Genomic DNA, 23,404 nt, shown 5'->3' with positions numbered 1-23,404 from the left:
TGCCTAACGGAGTAACCAAGAATGCACAACAAGATCACTCTGGCACTGATGGCAGTGTTTGGCCTCGGCGGCTGTGGCGCCGGCCAGACGGCAGACGCCCCCCTGACCCCCTATGCCGGCACCGAGCACCCCTTTGCCAGCGAGGCGGTCTATTTCGTGGTGACCGATCGTTTTGTCGACGGCGACCCGAGCAACAATTTTGAGCAGGACAGCGGCTGGGACATCCCGCTGAACTGGGACAATGGCGACAGCGCCAACGTCGGCTTCCTCGGCGGCGACTGGCAGGGGATCCTCAACAACACCGATTACATCCGCGAGATGGGCTTCAGCTCGGTCTGGATCACCCCGATTGTGGAGAACCCGGCAGAGGCGTTCAGCGGTGGCTTCCCCATCACCCCCGGTGGCATCGGCACCGATCTGGGCAAGTCTGCCTACCACGGCTACTGGGGCATCAACTTCTACAAAGAGGACAAGCACTGGGGCTCAGAGTCCCTGCGCTTCAAGGACTTTACCGCCGCCATGCAGGAGCAGGGCCTGGGTACCGTGCTGGACATCGTGCTCAACCACGGCAGCCCAGCCTACACCATGCCAGAGCCGCAGCCGCCCTACGGCCAGCTGTTCGATGGCGAGGGTAAGCTGGTGGCCGATCACCAGAACCTGGCACCACAGGATCTCGACCCGGACAACAACCCGCTGCATGCCTTCTTCCGTAACGAACCGGACCTGGCTCAGCTGGGGGACATGGACGATCGCAAACCCAAGGTGATGGATTACTTCGTTGGCGCCTACCTGCAGTGGATTGAGCAGGGCGCCACCGCCTTCCGGGTGGATACCGTCCGCCACGTCGACAAGGCCTCCTGGGGTACCTTCTCTGCCCGTATCCGCGAGCAGCACCCGGAGTTTTTCATGTTCGGTGAGGTGTTCGACTACACCGCCGAGGGGATCGCCCCTTACACCTACGAGCAGAACGGTGGGATGAGCGTGCTCGACTTCCCGATGAAGCAGGCCCTGGCCGGGGTGTTTGAGCAGGGCAAGGGCTTCGATTCCCTGCTGCCAACCCTGCACCTGGAGAACGGTGCGTACCAGAACCCCTACGAGCTGACCACCTTCTACGACAACCACGATATGCCGCGCATGGACGCCGACGACAACGGCTTCATCGACGCTCACAACTGGCTGTTCACCGCCCGCGGGATCCCGGTGGTCTACTACGGCTCGGAGATGGGCTTTATGCGCGGTAAGGCCGAGCACAGCGGCAACCGCAACTACTTCGGCCAGGACGGGGTCGAGGCGGCCCGCAACCACCCGATCCGTCAGTCGCTGATCCGCATCGCCCAGGTGCGCCAGCAAACCCCGGCTCTGCAGCGGGGGCTGCAGGTCAACCTGGAGTTTGGCGCAGACCAGGCGGCGTTCTACCGTGTAGTGCAGCAGGCAGAAGGGGGCCAGACCGCCCTGGTGCTGCTCAACAAGGCCGACGATGCCCATAGCTTCGAGGTGAGCCAGTACCTGCAGCCGGGCCAGTGGCGTGAAGCCCTCAGCGGCGAGCAGCGTACCCTGGCCGCCGGCGACAGCCTCAATGCCGAGGTGGGCGGCCACGGCGTCCAGGTCTGGGTCCGCGATGGCGCCATCGAGGGCGAGGCCTTGATTGCCGAGCTGGATCGACTGATGGCCAACCGCCACGGTCAGCTGCCGACCAAGTAGCGGTCTGTCAGGCTTCGCAACGCCGCCCATTGGGGCGGCGTTTTTTTGCTCTGTCCGATTTAACTGTTCCTCCTGTTAACCTGATGATTTTCAATATCATTCTCTCCTAATAGCTTTGCCGGGTTGCCGGCAGCAACCAAAGGGGCGTTCCGCCCCCTTGGAACCCCCGTTTGCCTCCAGTCGTCGCTAACCCTCTCTTTCGTAACCAAAGTCTGCGGCTCTGGCTTGAGTCGACATCCCTGTCTCCGCAAGCCACTCAGGCCGTCCTGGCCTTCAGTCTGGTCTTTGGCCACTTCGTTCGGGCGACTCCAAGTCGGCGAAGGGCTGGCGGGTCACACAGTTCTGTTGGATTAAGTGAGTAGGGTGAGTTCAACACCTAACTAGGACAGGCCGTTTTTTTGCCCGGCTGGCTCGCTGTCCGCCTGGGCTTGCTGATTACTGGGCACTCACTGGCGCCGCAGCGGTCTGATTCCCGGCATATACTTTGGGCTTTCGTTGCGGTGTCGGGCATAGCAAGCGAGGGTGGGATGGGCAAACAAGGCAGCCGCAAGGCGGCAATCCTGGCGGGGGTACTGGTGTGGTTCGGGCTGGTCCTTGGGGTTCCCGCGCAAGCGCAAACGGTGCCGGTGGGCAGCTACAACTGCCCGCCCTTTGTGATTGAGAACGACGACAAGACCTACACCGGCTTGAGCCTGACCCTGTGGAGCAAGATTGCAGAGAAGATGGGGCTCAGTTACGAGGTGAGCAATCACGAACTGGAAGACCTGCTGGACCAGGTGGCCCAGGGACAGCTGGCCCTGGGCGTGTCCTGCATCTCCATCACCCCGGAACGGGAGGCGGTGCTGGATTTCTCCCACTCCTTCTACGAGACCCACCTGGCCATCGCCGTGAACCCCCAGGGCCTGGGGGGGGTAATCCTCAATGTGTTAACCAACCCCAAGCTGTGGAAGGTGCTGGGCATCGCCTTCCTGGCGGCGGGGATCGTCGGCTCCATCTTCTACTACCTGGAGCATCGCCAGAACGACAAGCTCTACTCGATGAAAACCCGCGCCGGACGGCTGGTGGAGGGCTTTTTGCTGGGGCTGCTGTTCATCACCAAGGGGCCGTTCAACTACTACGAATTCCAGACCCTGACCGGTCGGATCCTGACGGTGATGCTGGCGATATTCACCACCTTTTTTATCGCCAGTATCACCGCGGTACTGGCCAGTACCTTCACCCTGGGGGTGCTCAGCTCGGACATCTCCGGCCCTAGTGATCTGGCGGGCAAGCGGGTGGGGGCCAAGCTCGACAGCACCGCCGCCACCTACCTCAGCGACAAGCGCATCGCCCACCAGACCTTTGAGGATCTGGATGGCATGATGCAGGCGCTGTCGCAGGGCAGCCTGGATGCGGTAGTGGCCGACGATGCGGTGCTGCGCTACACCATCCGCCAGGCTCAGGCGGAGGGCACCTTGCAGGGGCTGGAGGTGTTGCCCTACCGCTTCTCGCGACAGAACTATGGCCTGGTGATGCCCAACGACAGCCCCCATCGGGAGGCACTCAATCAGGCGCTGCTGGAGGTTCGTCAGACGCCGGAGTGGCGCCAGACGCTGAAGGAGGCCTTCGGCCCCTGAGGGTTACTGCCCGTCGTCCGGCGTGTGGCAGCTGCGACGAATAATCAATTGGGTCGGGATGGTGGGAGCGGCCACCTCGTCGCCCTTGATCAGGCTCAGCAGGGTCTCCACCAATACCTTGCCCGCCAGACCGGTGTCCTGACGTACTGTGGTCAGTGGCGGCGAGCTGTAGCGGGCGATCTGGATGTCATCAAAACCCACCACCGCCACGTCGTTGGGCACCTTCAAACCGCGGCTTTTCAGCGCCTGAATGGCACCGATGGCGATCAGATCGCTGGCGGCAAAGATCGCGTCCAGGCCGCTGACCCGATCCAGCAGGTCCAGGGTGGCCTGAAAGCCCGCCTCCTCGTTGGTAATGGCGTCCTGTTGCAGGGTAGGGTCGATGGCCACGCCATGCTGCACCTGGGCCTGAACATAGCCCTGGTAGCGCTGGAAGAACTCGGGATAGTGATTAGAGGCGGTGCCGATAAAGGCGATGCGGCGGTGGCCCAGGCTCAGCAGGTGGGCAGTGGCGTCGTAGCCGCCCTGGTGGTTGTCACAGCCGATCACAAGGCCAAGATCCGAGCCGGTTTGCGGCCCCCAGCGGACAAAGCGGGTGCCCTGGGCTGCCAGCTGCTTGAGCTTGGGTTCGTAGTCGATGGCATCGCCGTAGCCCAGCAGGATCAAGCCATCCGCCTTGTGACTGTCTTCATAATCCGCATGCCAGTCGTCCGACAGCTGCTGGAAGGAGATCAGCAGGTCCTGGCCATGACTGGCGCAGGCCCGGGTGATGCTGCCCAGCATCGCATGGAAGAAGGGGTTGATCAGCGAATCGTCCGAGGTGGGGTCTTCAAACAGCAGCAGCGCCAGGGTGGCGCTGTTTTGCGAACGCAGGCTGCTGGCGGCCTTGTCCACCTTGTAGTTGAGCTCCTTGGCGATGCGGTGCACCAGCTCGATGGTTTCCTGCTTGACCTGGGGGCTGTTGCGCAGGGCGCGGGAAACCGTGGACTGGGAGACCCCAGCCCGGTGGGCGATGTCGAAGGAGGTGGGTTTATTCTTGTTCAAGTTGGTCTGGCCTGGGGCTTGAGCCTGTATCCAGCACTATACCCCAACCGGTGCCCTGCACCAAAAGCGACGGCACTACAGGGGTAAATCCCCGCCATTTCAAGAGGTTCATCGCAGTTTGCTCGGCAGCAGTCCGGCCCCGTGGCAGCGCCGTCTCCTATACTCGTCGGCAGGCAAGAGGAGGATGGACGAGCATGACCGACGCACACCGGTTGCTGGTGGTGGAGGACGACGAGACCACCCGGCTGCGACATCAGGGCTATTTCGAGCAGGCCGGTTACGCGGTAGCCGTGGCGGACTGCGCCAAGGCGATGCAGCAAAGCCTGGCGCAGCAGGAGTATGACCTGGTGCTGCTGGACTTGTCGCTGCCGGACGGCGACGGCCTGGCCCTGACCCGGGAGCTGCGCAGCCACTCTACCATCGGCATCATCCTGGTCACCGGTCGCGACGAGGCGGTGGATCGCATCGTCGGCCTGGAGATGGGGGCGGACGACTACGTCACCAAACCGGTACCGATGCGGGAGCTGCTGGTGCGGGTAAAGAACCTGCTGTGGCGCATTGATTTAGCGCGTCAGGCCCAACAAACCCCGGCGACCCCCCACTATCGTTTCGCCGGCTGGCAGTTTGATGGCCTGGCCCGGCAATTGAGCCGGGATGGCATCCCGGTGCCGCTGACCACCGCCGAATTCGAACTATTGCAGGCCTTCGTCAGTCATCCGCAACAGGTGATGCCCCGTGAGCGCCTGCTGGGGCTGGTATCGCACCGGGTGGATGCTCCCTCCACCCGCACCATCGATGTACTGGTACGTCGACTGCGCAGCAAGATGGAGGGGGAGGAGGATTGGCCCAAGCTGTTTGTCACCGTGCACGGCGAAGGCTACCTGTTCGCCGCCGGGGTCACCCTGGGGGCCAGCTGAAACTGGGCCTGGAAGTCCGGGGGCGAAAGGCTTTGCTGCTCCACCTGGCGCTGCCGTGCTGGACTGAGGTTGCCGGGCGTCAGCCCCCTCAGCGGCGGCCCCATGGCAGCGGGCAGGCTCTCCCCCTGCAGTGCTCGTAGCGCCAGGTCCACCGCCAGGCGGCCCTGGGTGCGCATCTGGTCGTCGTTGCTGAACGCCAGGCGGTCAAAGCGCAGCCCCTGGTAGGTGCTGTGGCTGAGGTAACTGGAGAGGATATGGGTGCCGTGGGCCTCCAGCAGAGGCTCAGACATCGCGGACTCGGCACACAGGGCGCCACACAGCAACCAATCCGGTGGCTCTGACTGGGCCAGGTAGCGGCGCAGCAAGCGACGCTGCACCGCCAGGCTGTTCTCGCCATGCAGCTTGGCCAGGATCTTCGCCTCTGGATTCAGGGTGTCCCTCAGCCCCTGCTCGATAAAGCGGTTGCCACCGCGCTCGCTGGGGCCAAACATCAACACCAGGGTCTGATGCCCCGGTTTTTGGTTGATCACCTGCGCCAGGTTCACCCCCACCTGGTACCAGGAGGCGCCGACCAGTCCGGCCAGGTAGCCTGGCTCCACCTCGTTCACCACCGCGATGACCGGCAATTGCTGCGCCGCTATCTTGATCTCCTCCGCCAGACGGTAACGAACACTGCCCAGCAGCACCGCATCGCTGCCCTGTTGGCGGCAGCGGGCCAGTTGCGCCAGTTGGGTTGCCTGGTGATCGTAGCCCCCCGCCTCCATGGTGATCAGCCCCACCCCCAGGGCCTGGGCCTGTTCCACCATGCCGGCATGGACGCTGAGCCAGTAGGTATCCTTCAGGTGCGGCAACAATGCGCACAGTTGATAGGGGGCCTGGACTGAGGTCAGCAACGACCAGGGCACGGCCTGTTGTGGCTGTTGGTTGCCCGGCTGCCACAACTGCACCGAAAGCAGGGTCAGCAGCCCCAACCAGGATGGAAAGAGCAAGACAAACTCCAACACCTACACTGGGTTAAACCAAGCTTAGAGGAGTTTCCCCATGCTGCGCCCAGGCCGGAGTGTCACCGGCAAGTTGCTGCTGGCCTTTGCCCTGCTGGCGGCCCTGTCCGGGCTGGCGGCAGCGGTGGGCTGGTGGGGCTTGCAACGGGTCAGCCTGGGAGAACGGGCTTTGCGGGAGCAGGCCCTGCCGGTGCGGGAACAGGCCCGGCAACTGGCCGCGCTGCGCACCCAGATCGATCTCACCGTCCAGCTGCTGCTGGAGTCCAACGGGGTTCAGGACGGCGAGCGCTTGAGCGAGCAGTTGCGCCGACAGGGCGCCGGCCTGCAGGCGCTGCTGGGCAGCGATCCCATGCCAATGGATCTGCAGCGTACCCTGCCACTGGCGCTGGCGCAGTTGGGGCAGCTGGTGGTGGCCCGCAATCAGCAGCGCCAGGCCATCGAGGCGCTGGCGCCACAACTGCAGGATGCGGCGGTGGCACTGGCGGGGTTGGCGGGCAACCAGGTGGCCAATGCTCAGACTGCCCTGGTGGCCCGTACCCTGGCGCTGAGAGCCGGGCCGGGACTGGAGCCGGCCTTGGCGGCACTGCTGTTCGAGGACCTGGCTCAATGGCAGTCGATGTCGGAGCTGGAAGCCAGTGGCCAGCTGTTGCTGGCCCTGTTGGCGCGCGGTGGCGAGGCGGGCTCGGCCGCAGCACAGGCCTATCAGCAGGCGGTGGCGGACTTGCCCCTGCTGTTGCCCGGGGTACAGGATCCGGAGCGGGCGGGGCGGATCCAGCGTCGGGTCGAAGAGCTTAACCAGGGCCAGCGCCTGTTCCAATGGCAGCGCCAGGCCCAGCTTCAGTCCCAGCTTATCCGCAACCAGCGACGGCTGATCCAGGCCCAGTTTGATCGCCTCAACGATCTGGTCGCAGCGCGACTGGAGCAAGGCGACGGCGCCACGGCCCTGGCCTATCAGGCCGCCACCGAAGCACTGCAACGTGCCCGGCTGGTGTTGGTGGGGATCGGTATAGTGGCGCTGTTGCTGGCCGCCTGGCTGGTGTATCGCTGGGTATACCGGGATGTGGCGCTGCGTCTGCAGGACTCCACCCAGGCTCTGGTGGCACTGAGCCGCGGCGATCTGTCTGTCACCCTGCCGGTGCACGGTCATGACGAGCTGGCTCAGCTGGCCGGCGCCATTACCGCCTTTAAGCAGACTGCGCTGGCCCGTCGTCAGGCGGAACAGGCGCTGCAGCGCCATCAACAGCAGCTGGAGCACACCGTGGCCCAGCGTACCGAACAGCTGGAGCAGGCCAATCAGCAGCTGGCCCAGGAGGTAGCCCAGCGCACCCAGGCCCAGCGCCGGGCCGAGCAGGCGGACAAAGCCAAGAGCGTGTTCCTGGCCACCATCAGCCATGAGATCCGCACGCCGATGAACGGCATCCTCGGTAGCGCCGAGCTGCTGTCGGACCAACCCTTGGATCCCACTGCAACCCAATACCTCGACCAGATCCGCGACTGCGGAGAAGCGCTGCAGGGACTGCTCAGTGAGGTGCTCGATTACACCAAGATCGAGTCCGGTACCCTGCCATTGCAGACCCGCCCATTCGAACCGGACAAGCTGCTGCAGGGGGTGGTTCAGCTGTTGGAGCCTCAGGCCCAGCGGGCCGGTCTGAGCCTGAATCTGCAACGGGAGAGTGGCCTGGCACCGGCCTACCTTGGGGATGAGGGCAAGCTGCGCCAGATCCTGCTCAACCTGGTCAGTAACGCCATTAAGCACGGCGGCGAGGGCTGGGTCGACCTGGGCCTGGTTAAGCTGGCGGAGCAGGGCGGTGCCCACCAACTGCGCTTTCACGTCAGCGACAGCGGACCGGGAATGAGCCCGGAGCAGCAGGCCCGGGTGTTCGAACCTTTTTACCAACTGCAGTCAGGGCTGCAATCCGGGGTCCAGGGTGGCGTCGGGCTGGGTCTGGCGATCTGCCAGCGCCTGGCCGAGGTGATGTCGGCCGAGTTTAGCCTGGAAAGCGCACCGGGGGAGGGAAGCTGTTTCATGCTGACCCTGTCCCTAACCCCATGCGCCCGGCCCAGCCAATCGGCGGCGCTGCCTGCGTTGCCATCGGATCTGCATTGCCTGGTGGTGGAGGACAACGACACCAATGCCCTGGTATTGGAGGGCTTTCTCGACAAGCTGGGGCAGCGCCACCGCCGGGTTGCCAGCGGCGAAGCAGCCCTGACAGCGGTTACCGAGCAGGCCTTTGACCTGGCGCTGGTGGATATCCAACTGCCGGATATGGAGGGCACCGAGCTGCAGCGTCGGCTCAAGCCGGCCCATGAGTCTCACCAGGGCACCCCGCTGCCCTGCATCGCCATGTCGGCCCACGTATTTGACAGCCAGGTCGCAGGCTTTCTCCAGGCTGGATTCGATGGCTTTGTCGCCAAACCCCTGCGCCTGGCTGAGCTGGGTGCCGCCCTGGGCCGGCAATGGCGCCGTCCACCCCAGCGTCTGCCCACCGGCGACACCCTGGATCATGCCCAGCTGGCGGCGGATCTGGCGGTACTGGGCCGAGCTCGAATGCAGCGCATGGCGGCGGCGCTGACGCCGCTGCAGCAACGCCTAAGCGGGCTGTCAGTGGCGGATCCCGAACTGATCCCGCTGGCACATCAACTCAAGGGAGCGTGCGGCGCTTTAGCGCTCACAAAAGCTGCAGGCATCGCGGCAGAGTTGGAGAAGTCTCCCTCTGAGCGTTATCAAACTCAACTTATCAATGCGTTAGAGCTGGGCGTCGCACAGCTAGAGCGCTATTTGAATCCCTAGCTTAAAAAGACTAGCGTTATAAAAGCTAACGCTCAGGGGTTCGTGCCCAAAGGCGACTCTCCCTACACTTCCCCTCGCTGCAATGACGCAGTGAGTGATTTGGAGTGAAAAGTGAGAGCAGCTTGGTTCTTCCTGGCACTGGCGATCGTGACCGAGGTGTCAGGAACCAGTGTGATGAGTTTGATGACGCAGCTGGGTTGGCACCCGGCTGTGGGGTACGGCGCCATGTATGCCCTGTTGGGCTTGTCGTACTACTTCCTGGCCCTGGCGGCACGCAAGATCTCCATCGGCGTGGCTTTCGCCTTCTGGGAAGGGTTTGGCGTACTGTTGATCGCCATCGTATCTGTGTTGTTCCTAAATGCGGAGCTGACCGGGCCGATGTGGGCCGGTATCGCGTTGTGTCTGGTGGGCATGGGCCTGCTGCATTGGGATGAAGAGGAGCGTCACGCATGAGTTCGTTAATGGGTGCCGGTGTGATGGGCGGTTTTGGTTACGTCATCCTGGCCGCGCTGTTGGACATTGCCGCCAATGGCTTCGTTAGCCGCAGTGATGGTTTCCGCAAGAAAGGCATGGCAGTGATGGCTGTCCTGTTGGTGTGGGGGGCTTTTACCCTGCTCTCCTTCTCGATTGCCTACATGGAACTGGCCGTGGCTTACGCTAGCTGGGGTGCCATGGGTATCGCCGGGACCGCGATCCTGGGCTACTTCCTCAATGGCGATAAGCTGGGCTGGAAGGGCTGGCTCGGCATGGTGGTGATGATCCTCGCCGTTATCGTAATGAAGATGGGCTAATCGATGAAACTGGAGCAACTGGAGGCCTTTGTCCTGGCCGCGGAGGCCGCCTCACTGGCGGGGGCGGGTCGACAGCTGGATCGCAGCCGCACCAGCATCAGCCTGGCGATCTCCTCATTGGAGGATGAGCTGGGTCTGTCGCTGTTTGAGCGCAGCGGCAACCGGGTGGTGTTGACCGAGGCGGGCCGTGCCCTGTTGCCCGATTGCCAGCGCATGCTGCAGCTGGCTCAGCAGCTGACCACCCGGGCCCGGCAGTGGTCCCAGGGTCAAGAGATGGAGATCCGCATCGCCCGGGATGACGCCCTGCCTGAGGCCCAGTGGGCCCGGATCATGGCCAGCCTCAAGGCCCAGGCTCCCAACACCCGGGTTACCATGGTACTGGCGCCACCCCAGGAGCTGGTGGAGATGGTGGCCCAGGGGGCGGTGGATCTGGCCTTCGGCCTGAATCTTAACCGTCACCTTGGCGTACAGGTGGAGGAGCTGGGCCGGGTGCGGATGCAGCGGGTGGTGGCCTCGCATCACCCGCTGGCGTCGCAGCGACCGGTCACCGACGCAGACCTGTTTCGCAGCACCCAGTTGCTGTTGTCCTACTGGAAGGCGGACCGGGTGGCGGTGGCCCCCCGGGAGAGTGCCGACCACGTGGCGATGTCCAGTTTCGAGCAGCTGCGTGACCTGGTGGAGCAGGGCATCGGCTGGGCCTGGTTGCCGGCACCGCTGGTGCGCGCTCGCCTGCGCCAGGAGACCTTCAGGGTGTTGCGCCACCCCCACAGCAGTGAACTGCAGCCGTACCAGGCTGCCTATCTGATGGAGGGCGGCCCGGGGCCGATCTCCCAGGCCTGGATCGAGGCGGTGTTTGATACCCTGCAGCAGGATGATTAGAAAACAAAGAAAGGCCGCACAGTGTGCGGCCTTTTTTATTGGCGTATTTGTACCGGTATAGCTTACCGATAGAGCTTACCGGTAGAGCCTAAAGGTAAAGCCGCTGAGCCACCGGGGTGACGGCGAGATCGTGTTGCAAATGCAACAGCAGGGCCTGGGTCAGTCCGGCGATGGCCCGGTAGAACTCGGTGTCGGCCTGTTGCGCCATCCCGGCCAGCATGGGGGTGGACCAGGGCAGCAGATGCTGCGCCAACAACGCGCGGAGATCGTCATCCCGGCTGGGGTCATGGATCAGCAGCGCCACCACCGACAACAGCAGGCCGATGTGATCCACCGGCTCGTTCTGTGCCAGGTTCAGTTCGATGCCCTGGGCCGTCAGCCACTGGGACAGGGCCAGGGTGGAGGGGCCACACAGTTGCCGCTTTTCATGCAGGTAGGGGCTGCCCCAGGGGATCGCCTTGAGTGCGCCCGGGCCGATGAACAGCGCCTGGTAGTCCCGCTGCAGCAGTGCCAGCTGGCTGGGGTCCTCACTGACCAGGTTCAAGGCACGGCCCAGCTGCTCCAGCGCCTCCTGCTGGATCGCTGCCGCAGGGCTTTCGGCTGGGCAGTAGGGGGGCCAGCTTTGATCCGCATGCACCGAGGTCAGGTGCTGGAGGAACAGCTCAGTGGGTGGATGGTACAGGGCGTAGTGCAGCACCTGGGCTGCCGCCTGCAGATTGGCTCGGGTATCCCGGTCCATGCGCTCACTCCTTCCGTTTTACGACAGGGCCGCAGTATCCCTCTTGCGGCCTAAGGTCAGTATGGTGACTGTCGGTGCACCTGCCCCGATCCAGATCAAGAAAGCGGTTCGTTTAGCCCAGGCTGCCCTGCTTTTCCCAGGGGAAATTGATCAAACCCTCGGCCCAGTTCAACACCTCGCCGTCACCGGCGCCGCTGGCGCGCTGATGCTTGTTGCCTTTGATCAGCAGATTCGGCTCGGTCAGGCTGTGTTTGGGCAGCGGTGCCAGCTCGGTGGTGTCCGGGTAGCGTGCCTTGAGCACCGACATCGGCGCGAAATCCAGCGCCCGCATCGGGCAGGACTCGACACACACCGGCAGGCGGCCCTCGGCAATGCGCTCGTGGCAGCCATCGCACTTGGTCATATGGCCGGCCTCGAAATCCATCTGTGGCGCGTCATAGGGGCAGGCCTGGTGGCAGCGACCGCAGGCCATGCAGGCCTCCTTGTCCACCAGCACCAAGCCGTCCTTGCGTCGCTTATGCATGGCACCGGTGGGGCACACCTTGACGCAGGCCGGCTTGCTGCAGTGGTTGCAGCTGATGGAGGTGTAGTAGGCGTAGACGTCCTGCACCTCGATGCTGTTGTCGTCGTTGACCCGGTAACCGCCACCGCCGTACTCGTACACCCGGCGGTAGTTCACCCCCACCGGCAGGTCGTTCTTATCCTTGCAGGCGATCTGGCAGGTTTTACAGCCGGTGCACTTGCTGGTGTCGATGTAAAAGCCGTATTGCTCCGGTGCTCTCATGCGTCTGTCTCCGCGATCTTTCGGATCTCAACCAGGTTGGTGTGCTGGCCATTGCCTTTGGACAAGGGGGTCGGTCGTTGACTGGTCAGGGTGTTAAGGCAGCCCCCCTTGTCGACGTCGCCGCCCTGGTACCAGGCGCCCTGGCCCAGGGCGACTACCCCGGGCATGATCCGCGGGGTGACCTTGACCTCCACCTCGATGGTGCCGCGGTCGTTAAACACCTGGACCCGGTTGCCGGTGGCCAGGCCGCGGGCCTCAGCGTCCATTGGGCTTATCCACACCGCATCCTGCACCGCTTCGCGCAGCCAGGGCACGTTGTGATAGCTGGAGTGAACCCGGCCCTTGGTGTGGTAACCGGTCAGCTGCAGCGGATAGCGACGCATCCCATCCCGATCTTCCGCCCCCTCGGCGGTGGCGCAGTACTGGGGAATGGCGCTGATCACCTGGTCTGCCGGCAGCTGCCAGCGAGCGGCCTTGTCCGCCAGCTCACTGGAGTAGATCTCAATCTTGCCGGACGGCGTGGCCAGCGGGTTGGCCTCCGGATCGTCACGGAAATCCTGCAAGGCGATGTGGCTGCCGTTGGGCAGGTACTGGCGATAGACCCCCTGCTTGAGCATCACCGACTTGTCTGGCAGGCCCGGATTGGCGGCCTGGGCCTCGGCATAGAACTGATCCAGCCACTGCTGGGCGCTTTTGCCCTCGGTGAAGGCCTGTTCCACCCCAAAGCGGCGGGCCAGCTCGGTGCAGACATCATAGGAGTTGCGGCACTCAAACATCGGGCCGATGGCGCTGCTGATCTGCACCAGGGTGCCGGTGTTACCGGCGGCGTAGCCCTGGGTGATCAGATCCTCGCTCTCCAGCCAGGTGACGTCCGGCAGGATGATGTCAGCGTACTCGGCGCTGGGGGTCATCCAGTTGTCCACCACCAGGATGAACTCACAGCGGCTGTCGTCCTTGAGGATCTCAGCGGTGCGGTTGGCGTCGGCGTGCTGGTTGATCAGCGCGTTGCCGGCGTAGTTGATGATCGCTTTGATGTCGTGACCCAGGCGGCCGTCGCCCTGCTCGTCCAGCTTGTCTTCGGGCAGGCGCACGCCGTCCCGCTGCACCGTCATGTTCTGGCCATCCAGTACCGCCTGGGTCCAGGTAAAGAAGGAGATGGCACTTTCTACCGGGTTATCGCCGGTGGGCATCACCGGCGCGCTGAGGCTGCTGCCGGAGGGCAGGGCGCCGGTGTTGGTACCCGGCAGGCCCACCTGGCCCAGCAGCAGCGGCAGCATGTACATGGCGCGGATGGTGTTCTCCCCCGCGGCGTGGCGGTTGAGGGAGGCGGCGATCTGGACATAGACCTTGCCGGTGGCAGCGGTCTGCGCCAGGGTTTGCGCCAGCTGACGGATCTGCGCCGCCGGGATCCCGGTGATCGACGCAGCCCACTCCGGGGTGCGGGCGTTGGCGCCGGGCTGGTCGCCGGGCTGCTCGATATCGAGGATGTGGGCCTTGTAGCTGGCCTTGAAGGGTACGCCCTTGGGCAGGGTGCGTTCGTCATAGCCCTGGCAATAGCGATCCAGGAAGGCCTGGTCGACGCCGTGATGCTGGATCAGCTGGTAGGCGATCGCTTCCGCCAGGGCGGCGTCGGTACCGGGGCGGATCGGCAGCCACTGATCCTCCTTACCCAGGGCGGAGTCGGTATAGCGGGGGTCAACGATGATGGTCTTAAAGCCCAGCTGCTGCTTCATCACCAGGAAGTCGTAGGCCTCACCGGAGCCGCTCATGCGGATCTCCGACGGGTTGTAGCCCAGCATCAGCACCAGATCCGCCGCCTGCATCTCCGCCATGGCACTGCCCTGGTAGGCCAGCGCCTCGCTGCCGAAGGTATAGCGGGCGGCCTGGTACATCTGGCCCCAGCTGTAATCGCCGTAGCTGTTGAGGTAGCCCCCCAGCAGGTTCATCAGCCGGTAGTAGTTCTGCTTGCCGCCAAAGTTGTAGTAGGCACCGGAGTTGTAGGTGAAGAACACCGACTCGTTGCCGTATTCCTTGATCACATGACCAAGCTTGGCGTGGATGCTGTCCAGCGCCTCCTCCCAGCTGATGCGCTGGAACTGGCCGCTGCCGCGGGGGCCTGTGCGCTTCATCGGGTACTTGAGCCGGTCCGGGGCGTACACCCGCTGGCGCACGCTGCGGCCGCGCAGGCAGGCGCGCACCTGGTGGTTGCCGTACTCATCGGCAAAGCTGTGATCGGTCTCGATGCGGGTGATCATGCCGTCCCGGGAGTAGACCTTGAGCGGGCAGTTGGAGCCGCAGTTCACCAGGCAGGCACTCCAGTTCACCTGCTCTTCGCTTAGGGGCTCGGCCGTAGCCTCGGGACGCTGGCAACCTGCCAGGGCGGCGGCGCCACCCAGCGCCGCACTCATCTTCAGAAAATCACGCCGTTGCATCGAAAACCTTTGTTGTGTTGTGTCCAATCAGGGCTGGCGGACAGGGTAGGGGGCGAATATGAAAGGGGCAGTGCGGGATATGAACCGCTGACAACAAATTATGAAAAAAGATGAATGGCTGCGAAAAAGCCCACCAATGCCGGGTCTTGGCGCCGGATCCCCCTTGCTCAGGCAATCGTCAGAACTGTGAACTGGGCGGGAGTAAGGGACTTTGTGATCCCGCTCCGGTTTGCCGGCAGGGCTCAGGATAGACTGGGGATACCACAGCATGAGGGAGCAGGCGATGGCAGTAGCAATCCGGGTTAGGGGACAGGTTCAGGGCGTGGGCTTTCGTCCCTTTGTCTGGCAGGTAGCGCAACAGTTGGACCTGGCCGGGGAGGTGCTCAACGACGCTGAGGGGGTGCTGATCACCCTGGCCCCGGAGAGCGCGCTGGAGGCGTTTCTGCAGCAGTTTTGGCAACAGCTGCCACCATTGGCCCGGGTCGATGAGTTGGAGACCCAATCACTGGCCGCCGACGAGCTGCCCCACCCCTTTGTGATTGCCGCCTCCCGTGGCGGTGACAGCAACACCCGCATTGCGCCGGACACCGCCACCTGCCGCGCCTGCCGCAGTGAGCTGCTGGATCCACGGGATCGCCGCTTCCATTACCCCTTTACCAACTGCACCCATTGCGGTCCGCGCTTCTCCATCATCGAGTCGGTGCCCTACGACCGCCCTGCCACCTCTATGAAGGCCTTCCCGTTGTGTCCCCAGTGCCAACAGGAGTACGACCATCCGGCGGATCGCCGTTTCCACGCCCAGCCCAACGCCTGCGCCGTCTGTGGCCCCCGTCTTGCCCTGCTGGAGTCTGACGGCAGCCCGACTCAGGGGGATCCTCTGGCCCAGGCGGTGCGGCGCCTGCAGCAGGGGGAGATCTTGGCGATCAAGGGGCTGGGGGGCTACCACTTGGCGGTGGATGCCGGCAACGAGGCCGCGGTGGCCCGGCTGCGTCAGCGCAAGCGTCGGCCGCGCAAGCCCTTTGCCCTGCTGATGCGAGACAGCGAGTCGGCCCGTCATCACGTGCTGATCGATCCCCTGGAGCAGGAGCAACTGGAGAGCGCTGCCGCCCCCATCGTACTGCTGACCCGTCAAGCCAGCGGTGACTCCCTGGCGCCCTCGGTCGCCCCGGCCCAGCACTGCCTGGGGGTGATGCTGCCATCGAATCCGCTGCAGATCCTGCTGATGGAGGCGTTTGAGCGCCCGCTGGTGATGACTTCCGGCAACGCCTCCGGCCGTCCGCCCTGCATCGATGATGGTGAGGCGCTCACCGAGCTGGGGCCCATTGCCGATGCCCTGCTGATCCATGACCGCGCTATCGTGAATCGGGTCGATGACTCCATCGTTCGGGTGGTGTCGGGGCGGGCCCAGCTGCTGCGTCGGGCCCGGGGATTCGTGCCAGCGCCGTTGCCCCTGCCGCCAGGCTTTGAGCAGGCCGATGGGCTGCTGGCTTACGGTGCGGATCTGAAAAACACCTTCGCCTACGTCAAGCGGGGCCAGCTGTTGCTGTCCCAGCACCTGGGAGATCTGGATGACCCTCTGTTGTTCGCCACCTACCAGCGCAACCTGACCTGGTTTGCCGAGCTGTTTGATGTCATGCCCAGCGCGCGGGTGTGCGATGCCCACCCTGGCTACCACAGCCACCGCCTGGCGATGGCCCGGGGGGCCAGACCGGTGGCCCATCACCATGCCCACCTGGCCAGTGGCCTGGTGGATAACCATTGGCCCAGGCAGCAGGGCCCGGTGCTGGCCTGGGTGCTGGATGGCACCGGCTTCGGCGATGGCAGCACCAGCCATGACATCTGGGGCGGTGAACTGCTACTGGGGGACTACCACGGCTGTCAGCGTCTCACCGGCTTGCCGGCGGTGGCCCTGCCTGGCGGTGAGCGGGCGGCGAAGGAGCCCTGGCGCAACTTGTTGGCCCAGCTGGAGTGCTATGCGCCGGACTGGGAGACGCACAGCGCCGAGACCCTACAGCGCCTGGCCCGGCAACCGTTGGCGCCGCTGCGGATGGCGATGGCCCAGGGGCTCAATGCGCCGCTGGCCTCCAGCACCGGGCGGTTGTTTGATGCCGCGGCCGCGCTGCTGGATTGCCGCTTTGACGCCATCAGTTTTGAAGGAGAAGCGGCGATGGCGCTGGAGTCCCTGGCCTGGCAGGCTCCCCAGCGCCATCTGCCATCCTGGCAGCCGCACCCCGAGGTGGCCCTGGCGCCGATCTGGCGAGGCTTGCTGGACGGCTTAGCGCAGGGGCGCAGCAGGGCGGATCTGGCGTTCCAGTTCCACGTTTTGCTGGCCAACGAACTGGCGGCGGTGGCGGTCTACCACGCCCGGGCCCATGGCATTGAACACCTGCTGTTCAGCGGAGGGGTGATGCAAAACGCCCTGCTGCAGACCCTGCTGGAGGACCAGTTGCGCGGCAGTGGCCTGACCCTGCTGTGGCATCGTCAGGTGCCTGCCAACGACGGTGGCCTGGCGGTGGGACAGGCGGCGATCGAGGCGGCTTCACAAAAATCGTAATGAAACGGTAAAGAATTGAAGCGGATTGCCACAACAAATTGATTTGAATCAAGTTGCACCCCGGAAGTGGGTGACATGAGTCACATTACTGGGGTTGATTAAGACATTAATATTCTCTTGCTGCTGGTCCGATTTCCCGTTGTTCCCTGACGTGGAAACACGACCAATTACGGAATAACAACAAGATGGAATGAGGAAGAGAGAATGAAGAGAGGCATGTATCTACTGGCGATGTTCCCCGGTCTGGCGATGGCGCACCCGGGGCACGGTGGCCTGGGGCACTTCCATCACGCCTGGGATGTGCTGCTGATGATGGTGGTGGTCGGCGTTATTGGTGCTGGGCTGGCCTGGCATAAGCGTCGCTGAAGACGCCAGTCATCATTGGAGGATGCACTGTGAACAAATACGATGCGTTACTGGCGCAATGCCGCCAGCGGCTGGATAGCCTGGCCGAACAGCCCCCGCTGAAACAGGCCTCACTGCGTGACAGCATGGAAGCCCAGGGGATCTCCCGCCGCGACTTCATGAAATGGAGCGCCACGACGGCCACGGTACTGGCACTGCCGATGCAGTTTGCCCCCATGGTGGCGGAAGCCGCCGAACTGGCCAACCGGGTGCCGCTGATCTGGCTGCACATGGCCGAATGCACCGGTTGCTCGGAATCGCTGATCCGCGCCGATACCCCCACCGTCGATACCCTGATCTTCGACCATATCTCTCTCGAGTATCACGAAACCCTGATGGCGGCCTCTGGCTGGCAGGCGGAGGAGAACCTGGAGCACGCCCTCAAGGCCTACAAGGGCCAGTACGTGCTGGCGGTTGAGGGCGCCGTGCCCACCGCCAACAACGGTGCCTTCCTGACCGTGGGCTGCAAGGGCCACACCGGCATGCAGATCATCGATGAGTGCGCCGAAGGGGCTGCTGCCATCGTGTCGGTGGGTACCTGTGCTGCCTTTGGTGGCGTCCAGGCCGCCAAGCCGAACCCGACCGAGGCCCGTGCGGTGATGGAGGTGACCAACAAGCCGGTGGTCAACCTGGGCGGCTGTCCGCCCTCGGAGAAGAACATCGTCGGTACCCTGATGTACTTCATCATGTTCGGCAAGCTGCCGCCGCTGGACATGTTCAACCGTCCGCGCTGGGCCTACGGTGCCCGGGTGCATGACAACTGCGAACGTCGCGGTCGGTTCGACGCCGGTGAGTTTGTCGAGACCTTCGGCGACGCCGGCGCCAAAGAGGGCTACTGCCTCTACAAGGTGGGCTGCAAAGGCCCCTACACCTACAACAACTGCCCCACCGAGCGGTTTAACCACCACACCAGTTGGCCGGTGCTGGCCGGTCACGGCTGCATGGGCTGCTCCGAGCCTCACTTCTGGGACACCATGGCGGACTTTGAAAAGCCGCTGGGTCGGCGCGAGATCCACAGCCTGGATATGACCGCCGACGCCATTGGCGCCACCATTTTGGGGGTGACCGTCGCCGGTATCGGTGCCCACGCCGTCACCACGGCGTTCATGAACAAGAAGAAAGAGGATGAGTCATGAGTAAACGTGTTGTTGTAGACCCCATTACCCGTATCGAGGGCCACCTGCGGGTGGAAGTGGAGGTGGATGAGAACAATGTGATCACTAATGCCTGGTCCTCTTCCACCCTGTGGCGCGGCATTGAGGTGATCATGAAGGGGCGCAGCCCGATGGACGCCGGTCTGCTGACCCAGCGGATCTGCGGGGTGTGCACCTACTCCCACTACCGGGCCGGCATCGAAGCGGTGGAGGATGCCCTTAAGGTGCAGATCCCCTATAACGCCGAGCTGCTGCGTTCCATCATGCAGGCCTCGCTCTACATGCACGACCACGTGGTGCACTTCTACCACCTGCACGCGCTGGACTGGGTGGACGTGGTGTCGGCGCTCTCTGCCGATCCTGCCGCTGCGGCCCAGGAGGCGATGAAGTGGACCGACAAACCCATCGCCGCCGGCGAGGGGGACTTGCGCGCGGTGCAGGAGCGGGTGGCCAAGCTGGTTGCCTCCGGCAAGCTGGGTCCCTTTGCCAACGCTTACTGGGGCAACGGTACCTACCAGCTGACCCCGGAGCAGAACCTGATTGCGGTATCTCACTATCTCAAGGCGCTGGAAGTGCAGCGGGTGGCGGCGGAGATGCTGGCCATCTTCGGTGGCAAGCAACCACACCCGCAGTCGCTGGTGGTGGGCGGTGTTACCTGTGTCCGCGACATGCTCAGCCCGGCGCGGTTGCAGCAGTGGAAACAGAAACACGCCGAGGTGAACGACTTCATCCAGCGTGCCTACCTGCCGGACGTGCTGATGGCGGCGGCCCAGTACAAAGGGGAAGACTCCGTGCTCAAGGGCGTGGGCGTCAACAGCTTCCTGGCGTGCCAGGACTTTGCCCTGGGGCGGGGTCAGTACCTGTTCGAGGGTGGTGTGATCATCAACGGCGATCTGGCCGGGGTCAGCGACATCAACCCGGACCTGATCAAAGAAGACGTCAGTCACGCCTGGTACGAGGATGGCCCGGCACTGCACCCCTACGACGGCGAGACCAAGCCCAACTACACCGGCTTCACCAAGCGTGACACCGTGTATGGCGAGCTGCCCACCGTTGATGGCGATGGCAAGTACACCTGGGTGAAATCGCCCCGTTATAACGGCGAACCGGTGGAAGTGGGCCCGCTGGCCTGCCTGCTGGTGAACTACGCCAAGGGCAACAAGCGGGTGGTCGAAGCGGTCGACGGCTTGCTGGCCGCCACCGGGTTGCCCATCGAGGCGCTGTTCACCACCTTAGGCCGCACCGCGGCGCGTCTGCTGCAAACCATTTTGGTGGCCGACGCGGCACTGGAGACCTTCGATGCGCTGGTGGACAACATCCTGGTGGATGAGGAGACCTTCATCGATCCGGGCATGCGCAACGACGTTGAGTACGTCGGTCACTCCATGATCGAGGCGCCACGGGGCATGCTGTCGCACTGGGTGCGGATCAAGGGCGGCAAGGTGGAGAACTACCAGGCGGTGGTGCCCACCACCTGGAACTCCGGTCCGGAGGACGCCAACGGCAAGAAGGGGCCCTACGAGAAGTCGCTGATCGGCATCAAGCTCGAGGATCCCACCAAGCCGCTGGAGGTGATCCGGGTGATCCACTCCTTTGACCCCTGCATGGCCTGTGCGGTGCATGTGATGGATTACAAGGGTACGGATCTGGGCCAATTCCAAGTGGGTGCGGCAAGCGCCTAAGGAGGGGAAGCATGTCTGATTCGCCTTTGTATACCCGGGACAAGATCTTTGGTCCCGCCATCATGTGGGGGCATTGGCTACGGGCCATCAGCATCGTGGTGCTGGTGGTAACCGGCTTCTACATCGCCTGGCCCTTCCTGACGCCCTACGGCGGCACGGATAACCTGCAGCAGGGCTGGGTGCGCTTTGCCCACCTGGTGGCGGGCTTCGTGCTCTGTGCGGTGACCCTGTACCGGGCTTACCTGTTCTTCTTTAGCCGGAGCAACATTGAGCGTCGCTCCTACCGGGATGTGATCAGTCCGCGCAGTTGGGTCATCAACCTTAAGTCCTACCTGTGGCATGGCAAGCTGCACAAGCAGGGGGTCTACGGACCGCTGCAATTTGTCAGCTACCTGATGGTCAGTGTGGTGGCCGCCTTGATGTGCATTACCGGTTTGATTTTGCACGCCAATGTCTACCACGAGGGCTTGGGAGGTCTGATCTACCCGCTGGCAGAGTGGGGCACCGCGCTGTTCGGTGGCCTGGCCCCGGTGCGGGAGATCCACCACTGGTTGACCTGGGTGTTCATCATCTTCCTGCCGATCCACGTCTACATGGCGATGTGGAGTGCGGTGTGGTTCAAGAGCTCGATGGACACCATCGTGTCCGGTTATGACACCCATAAAGTAGAAGAGAAGTGATGCCGAAAAAGATCCTGATTCTTGGGATTGGCAACGTGTTGTACGCCGATGAGGGCATCGGCGTGCACTTTGCCCACTATTTCCAACAGAAGTATCGGATCGAAGGGCCGGTCGAGGTGACGTTCGTTGACGGCGGCACCTTGGCCCACGCCCTGATCCCGATGATGACCCAATATGATCAGGTGATCGTGGTGGACACCATCCATTCCACCCAGGGCCAGCATGGCGATGTCTATTTCTTCGACTTCGATGCTGCGCCCCACCATATCGATTTCCAAGGCAGTGCCCACGAAGTGGAGATGCTGCATACCCTCACCATGATGGACATGGTGGGAGACCGACCCCAGACCCTGATCCTCGGGGTGATCCCCGAGGTGCTGGAGTCGATGAGCTTCGAGTTGACCGACAAGGTCCGGGCCGCGGTGCCCCTGATGGAGCGGGCACTGGCCCAGCACCTGAGTTCCCTGGGGCTGATCTGCCAGCAACAGGCGGATCCGGATATCGCACAACTGGCTGCAGTGTCCTGCGCGGGAGAGAAGCATGAAGCTGCGGTTTAACTTCAACACGGCCCAGCAGGTGCCAATCTACGCCCGCTTGTGCAACCAGTTCTTGCAACATCCCCTGGTGATGACCATCGCCGAGACCGAGCGGGGCTACGCCCTGGAAGCGGAGGGGGACGAGGCCCAGCTGTCTCAGCTGGCGGAACTGATTGGCAACGCCTTCCCGGTCTCCTGCTGGCTGATTGACAGCGGCATTGAGGCGATTGACCAGTTTGACGGTGACGCCCTGGCGCTGAACGAGGGCAAGCTGGACCTGCCCTATTGTCGCCATTGCCAGGATCAGCCTCTGCAAGGCTGTCGCCACTGTGACAGCAGCAGCGACGACCACTGGCTGCAGGGAGAGAACAGCCTGGAGCGTTGGGTCCAGCGTCACCTGGACGGGTTACTGCTGGAGGGGCACACCCTGCTGGAGACCCGCCACGGCCGGCGTGAATTGCGCCTGCTGGCCCACAGCGGTATTGAAGACGACACCCTGCTGTTCTGTCAGCCCAAGGCGCTGGCGGAGTCCTTACACATCGGTCGGGTGGGCCAGTTATGCCTGTCCGGGCTGGAGAAACCGCAGCTGCGACTGGCACCGCGTCAGGCTTTTATCGAGCAGCATCAGCTGGCCCGGGCGCTGTATCAGGTACAGTTGGCGGACGATCGCCTCACCCTGGCGCTGACCGAGCGATTGGCCCAACACGGTGTGGTGGCGGTGGCGATGCGCAGTCAGGGACGAGCCCTGCAACTGAGTCATTGCGATACCCTGCCCATTGCCCTCTCACTGCCGGGCTTTCGTCACCAGCTGACTCACCCGCCGCTGCATCAGGATGCGCGCATGGGGGGGATCCATGCCCACTGGGATGGTGAGCGGGTGCAACTCTCCCCAACCACCTTGCCAGACAGCGGCGATTGCCTCCCCGCCGCCTGTGCCCTGGAGGGGATCCGGCAACTGGACCGGGTACCCAAGCGCAGTGCCGTGCTGTTCCTCAGTGAAAACCAGGCTTCGGGCCTGCTCTATCGCGACGGCAACGAGTACCGCTGGCTGGTGTCGCTGGACCGTCAGTGGCAGACACCGGCGGCCTGGTTGGCCTCGGTGGCAGAGCTGGGGAGCAGTGCCCAGCGGATGCTGGAGCGGGTTAAGACACACCATCCCCAGTGGCTTGAACAGCTAGATCAGCAACCCGGCCAACTCAGCGGCAGCGTTCGTGATGCGATGGCGATGGCGGCCTGGCTGATTGGCCTGAGCCAGGACAGTGACCCCCAGCGGGCCGCCGACGCCCTGGTGGCCGCAGCGCTGCAACATGGCTCGCCAGTGGCACCACGGATCGACGCCAAGCTTAAACCCGGCCCTGACGGGCTACAGCTGGACTGGCGCCCGGCGTTCCAGTCGCTGCTGTGCTACCGCCTGGCGGACGGGGAGTCGAGCTCTGCTTTGGCCTACGGCTTTGTCGATTCGCTCACCGACTTCCTCAGCCAGTGGGTCGAGCAGTTGGATGCCGACTACGGCCTGGAGCAGGTGATCCTGGCGGGTGACGAGTTTGCCAACCCGGTGCTGCTCGACCGGCTCTATCGGCGGCTGGACCGCAACGTGCAGATCCGCCTGCCGGCGCCGCTGGACTTTGCTGGTGCCAGCCTGGCACTGGGTGCGCTGTTTGTGGCGCGAGCCGAACCGGCCGTGGCCTGAGGAGGGGC

19 protein-coding genes are annotated in these 23,404 nt (G+C 63.7%); 14 read left to right on the top strand and 5 right to left on the bottom strand.

From position 1 onward, the window contains the following. The first annotated feature begins 21 nt into the window (after window positions 1–21). Both BUC04_RS10760 and BUC04_RS10755 read left to right on the top strand, forming a co-directional pair. Window positions 22–1,701, top strand: a complete 1,680-nt coding sequence (locus tag BUC04_RS10760) for an alpha-amylase family glycosyl hydrolase (RefSeq protein ID WP_067656616.1) — start codon at window positions 22–24, stop codon at window positions 1,699–1,701. A 527-nt stretch (window positions 1,702–2,228) separates the two neighbouring features. Further along, entirely contained in the window at window positions 2,229–3,317 is a 1,089-nt protein-coding gene (locus BUC04_RS10755; RefSeq protein WP_067656613.1) for a transporter substrate-binding domain-containing protein, read from the top strand. A 3-nt stretch (window positions 3,318–3,320) separates the two neighbouring features. Here the strand turns inward: BUC04_RS10755 and BUC04_RS10750 are convergent, their stop codons facing one another. Further along, window positions 3,321–4,361 (bottom strand): LacI family DNA-binding transcriptional regulator, encoded by a 1,041-nt coding sequence (locus BUC04_RS10750; RefSeq protein ID WP_067656610.1) that lies wholly within the window; start codon window positions 4,359–4,361, stop codon window positions 3,321–3,323. Between the two features lie 194 nt (window positions 4,362–4,555). On the opposite strand from BUC04_RS10750, the gene torR reads away from it, so the two are divergent. After that, window positions 4,556–5,278 carry a two-component system response regulator TorR gene (torR, locus tag BUC04_RS10745; RefSeq protein ID WP_067656607.1) on the top strand — a complete coding sequence of 241 codons (723 nt, stop codon included), beginning with the start codon at window positions 4,556–4,558 and terminating at the stop codon, window positions 5,276–5,278. Here torR and torT read toward each other — a convergent pair. Next, entirely contained in the window at window positions 5,239–6,267 is a 1,029-nt protein-coding gene (gene torT / locus BUC04_RS10740) for a TMAO reductase system periplasmic protein TorT (RefSeq protein ID WP_067656604.1), read from the bottom strand. The two genes, torR and torT, sit on opposite strands and share 40 nt — an antisense overlap. 52 nt (window positions 6,268–6,319) lie before the next feature. Here torT and BUC04_RS10735 point away from each other — a divergent pair, with 52 nt between their 5' ends. The 4 genes from BUC04_RS10735 (at window position 6,320) to BUC04_RS10720 (ending at window position 10,740) form a co-directional block, all read left to right on the top strand. After that, on the top strand, window positions 6,320–9,070 hold the full coding sequence (locus BUC04_RS10735) for an ATP-binding protein (RefSeq protein WP_067656601.1): 2,751 nt from the start codon (window positions 6,320–6,322) through the stop codon (window positions 9,068–9,070). Window positions 9,071–9,181: 111 nt separating this feature from the next. Beyond that, a complete protein-coding gene (locus BUC04_RS10730; protein ID WP_067656598.1) occupies window positions 9,182–9,523 on the top strand; it encodes an SMR family transporter in 342 nt (113 codons plus the stop codon). Beyond that, complete coding sequence (locus BUC04_RS10725; RefSeq protein ID WP_200804680.1) at window positions 9,520–9,861, top strand: SMR family transporter; 342 nt, start codon at window positions 9,520–9,522, stop codon at window positions 9,859–9,861. Before BUC04_RS10730 ends, BUC04_RS10725 begins: the two co-directional genes overlap by 4 nt. 3 nt (window positions 9,862–9,864) lie before the next feature. After that, window positions 9,865–10,740, top strand: a complete 876-nt coding sequence (locus tag BUC04_RS10720) for a LysR family transcriptional regulator (protein ID WP_067656596.1) — start codon at window positions 9,865–9,867, stop codon at window positions 10,738–10,740. An 88-nt stretch (window positions 10,741–10,828) separates the two neighbouring features. Here BUC04_RS10720 and BUC04_RS10715 read toward each other — a convergent pair whose 3' ends face one another. The 3 genes from BUC04_RS10715 to BUC04_RS10705 form a co-directional block, all read right to left on the bottom strand. Next, window positions 10,829–11,479 (bottom strand): TorD/DmsD family molecular chaperone, encoded by a 651-nt coding sequence (locus tag BUC04_RS10715; RefSeq protein WP_067656593.1) that lies wholly within the window; start codon window positions 11,477–11,479, stop codon window positions 10,829–10,831. A 112-nt stretch (window positions 11,480–11,591) separates the two neighbouring features. Continuing rightward, window positions 11,592–12,263, bottom strand: a complete 672-nt coding sequence (locus BUC04_RS10710; RefSeq protein WP_067656590.1) for a DMSO/selenate family reductase complex B subunit — start codon at window positions 12,261–12,263, stop codon at window positions 11,592–11,594. Continuing rightward, window positions 12,260–14,695, bottom strand: a complete 2,436-nt coding sequence (locus BUC04_RS10705) for a DMSO/selenate family reductase complex A subunit (protein ID WP_067656587.1) — start codon at window positions 14,693–14,695, stop codon at window positions 12,260–12,262. Before BUC04_RS10705 ends, BUC04_RS10710 begins: the two co-directional genes overlap by 4 nt. Before the next feature lie 283 nt (window positions 14,696–14,978). Here BUC04_RS10705 and hypF point away from each other — a divergent pair, with 283 nt between their 5' ends. From hypF to BUC04_RS10675, 7 genes are all read left to right on the top strand, one after another. After that, window positions 14,979–17,249, top strand: a complete 2,271-nt coding sequence (hypF, locus tag BUC04_RS10700) for a carbamoyltransferase HypF (protein ID WP_169799578.1) — start codon at window positions 14,979–14,981, stop codon at window positions 17,247–17,249. A 204-nt stretch (window positions 17,250–17,453) separates the two neighbouring features. Next, on the top strand, window positions 17,454–17,615 hold the full coding sequence (locus BUC04_RS24090; protein ID WP_169799577.1) for a hypothetical protein: 162 nt from the start codon (window positions 17,454–17,456) through the stop codon (window positions 17,613–17,615). 29 nt (window positions 17,616–17,644) lie between these two features. Continuing rightward, window positions 17,645–18,790, top strand: a complete 1,146-nt coding sequence (locus BUC04_RS10695) for a hydrogenase small subunit (RefSeq protein ID WP_067656581.1) — start codon at window positions 17,645–17,647, stop codon at window positions 18,788–18,790. Continuing rightward, window positions 18,787–20,490: a nickel-dependent hydrogenase large subunit gene (locus BUC04_RS10690; protein WP_067656578.1), complete on the top strand. Its 1,704-nt coding sequence runs from the start codon at window positions 18,787–18,789 to the stop codon at window positions 20,488–20,490. The genes BUC04_RS10695 and BUC04_RS10690 overlap by 4 nt, the downstream gene beginning before the upstream one ends. 11 nt (window positions 20,491–20,501) lie before the next feature. Next, window positions 20,502–21,170, top strand: coding sequence for a Ni/Fe-hydrogenase, b-type cytochrome subunit (gene cybH, locus BUC04_RS10685; protein WP_067656575.1), 669 nt, complete (start codon window positions 20,502–20,504; stop codon window positions 21,168–21,170). Further along, window positions 21,170–21,727 carry a HyaD/HybD family hydrogenase maturation endopeptidase gene (locus tag BUC04_RS10680; protein ID WP_067656572.1) on the top strand — a complete coding sequence of 186 codons (558 nt, stop codon included), beginning with the start codon at window positions 21,170–21,172 and terminating at the stop codon, window positions 21,725–21,727. Before cybH ends, BUC04_RS10680 begins: the two co-directional genes overlap by 1 nt. Beyond that, a complete protein-coding gene (locus tag BUC04_RS10675; protein ID WP_067656569.1) occupies window positions 21,711–23,396 on the top strand; it encodes a Kae1-like domain-containing protein in 1,686 nt (561 codons plus the stop codon). Before BUC04_RS10680 ends, BUC04_RS10675 begins: the two co-directional genes overlap by 17 nt. Window positions 23,397–23,404: the final 8 nt, after the last annotated feature.

Origin of the sequence: Ferrimonas marina (genome assembly GCF_900129905.1) — a bacterium.
Lineage (GTDB): Bacteria > Pseudomonadota > Gammaproteobacteria > Enterobacterales > Shewanellaceae > Ferrimonas > Ferrimonas marina.
The sequence above is the reverse complement of the archived record's forward strand: the minus strand, read 5'-3'. Positions and strand labels throughout refer to the sequence as shown.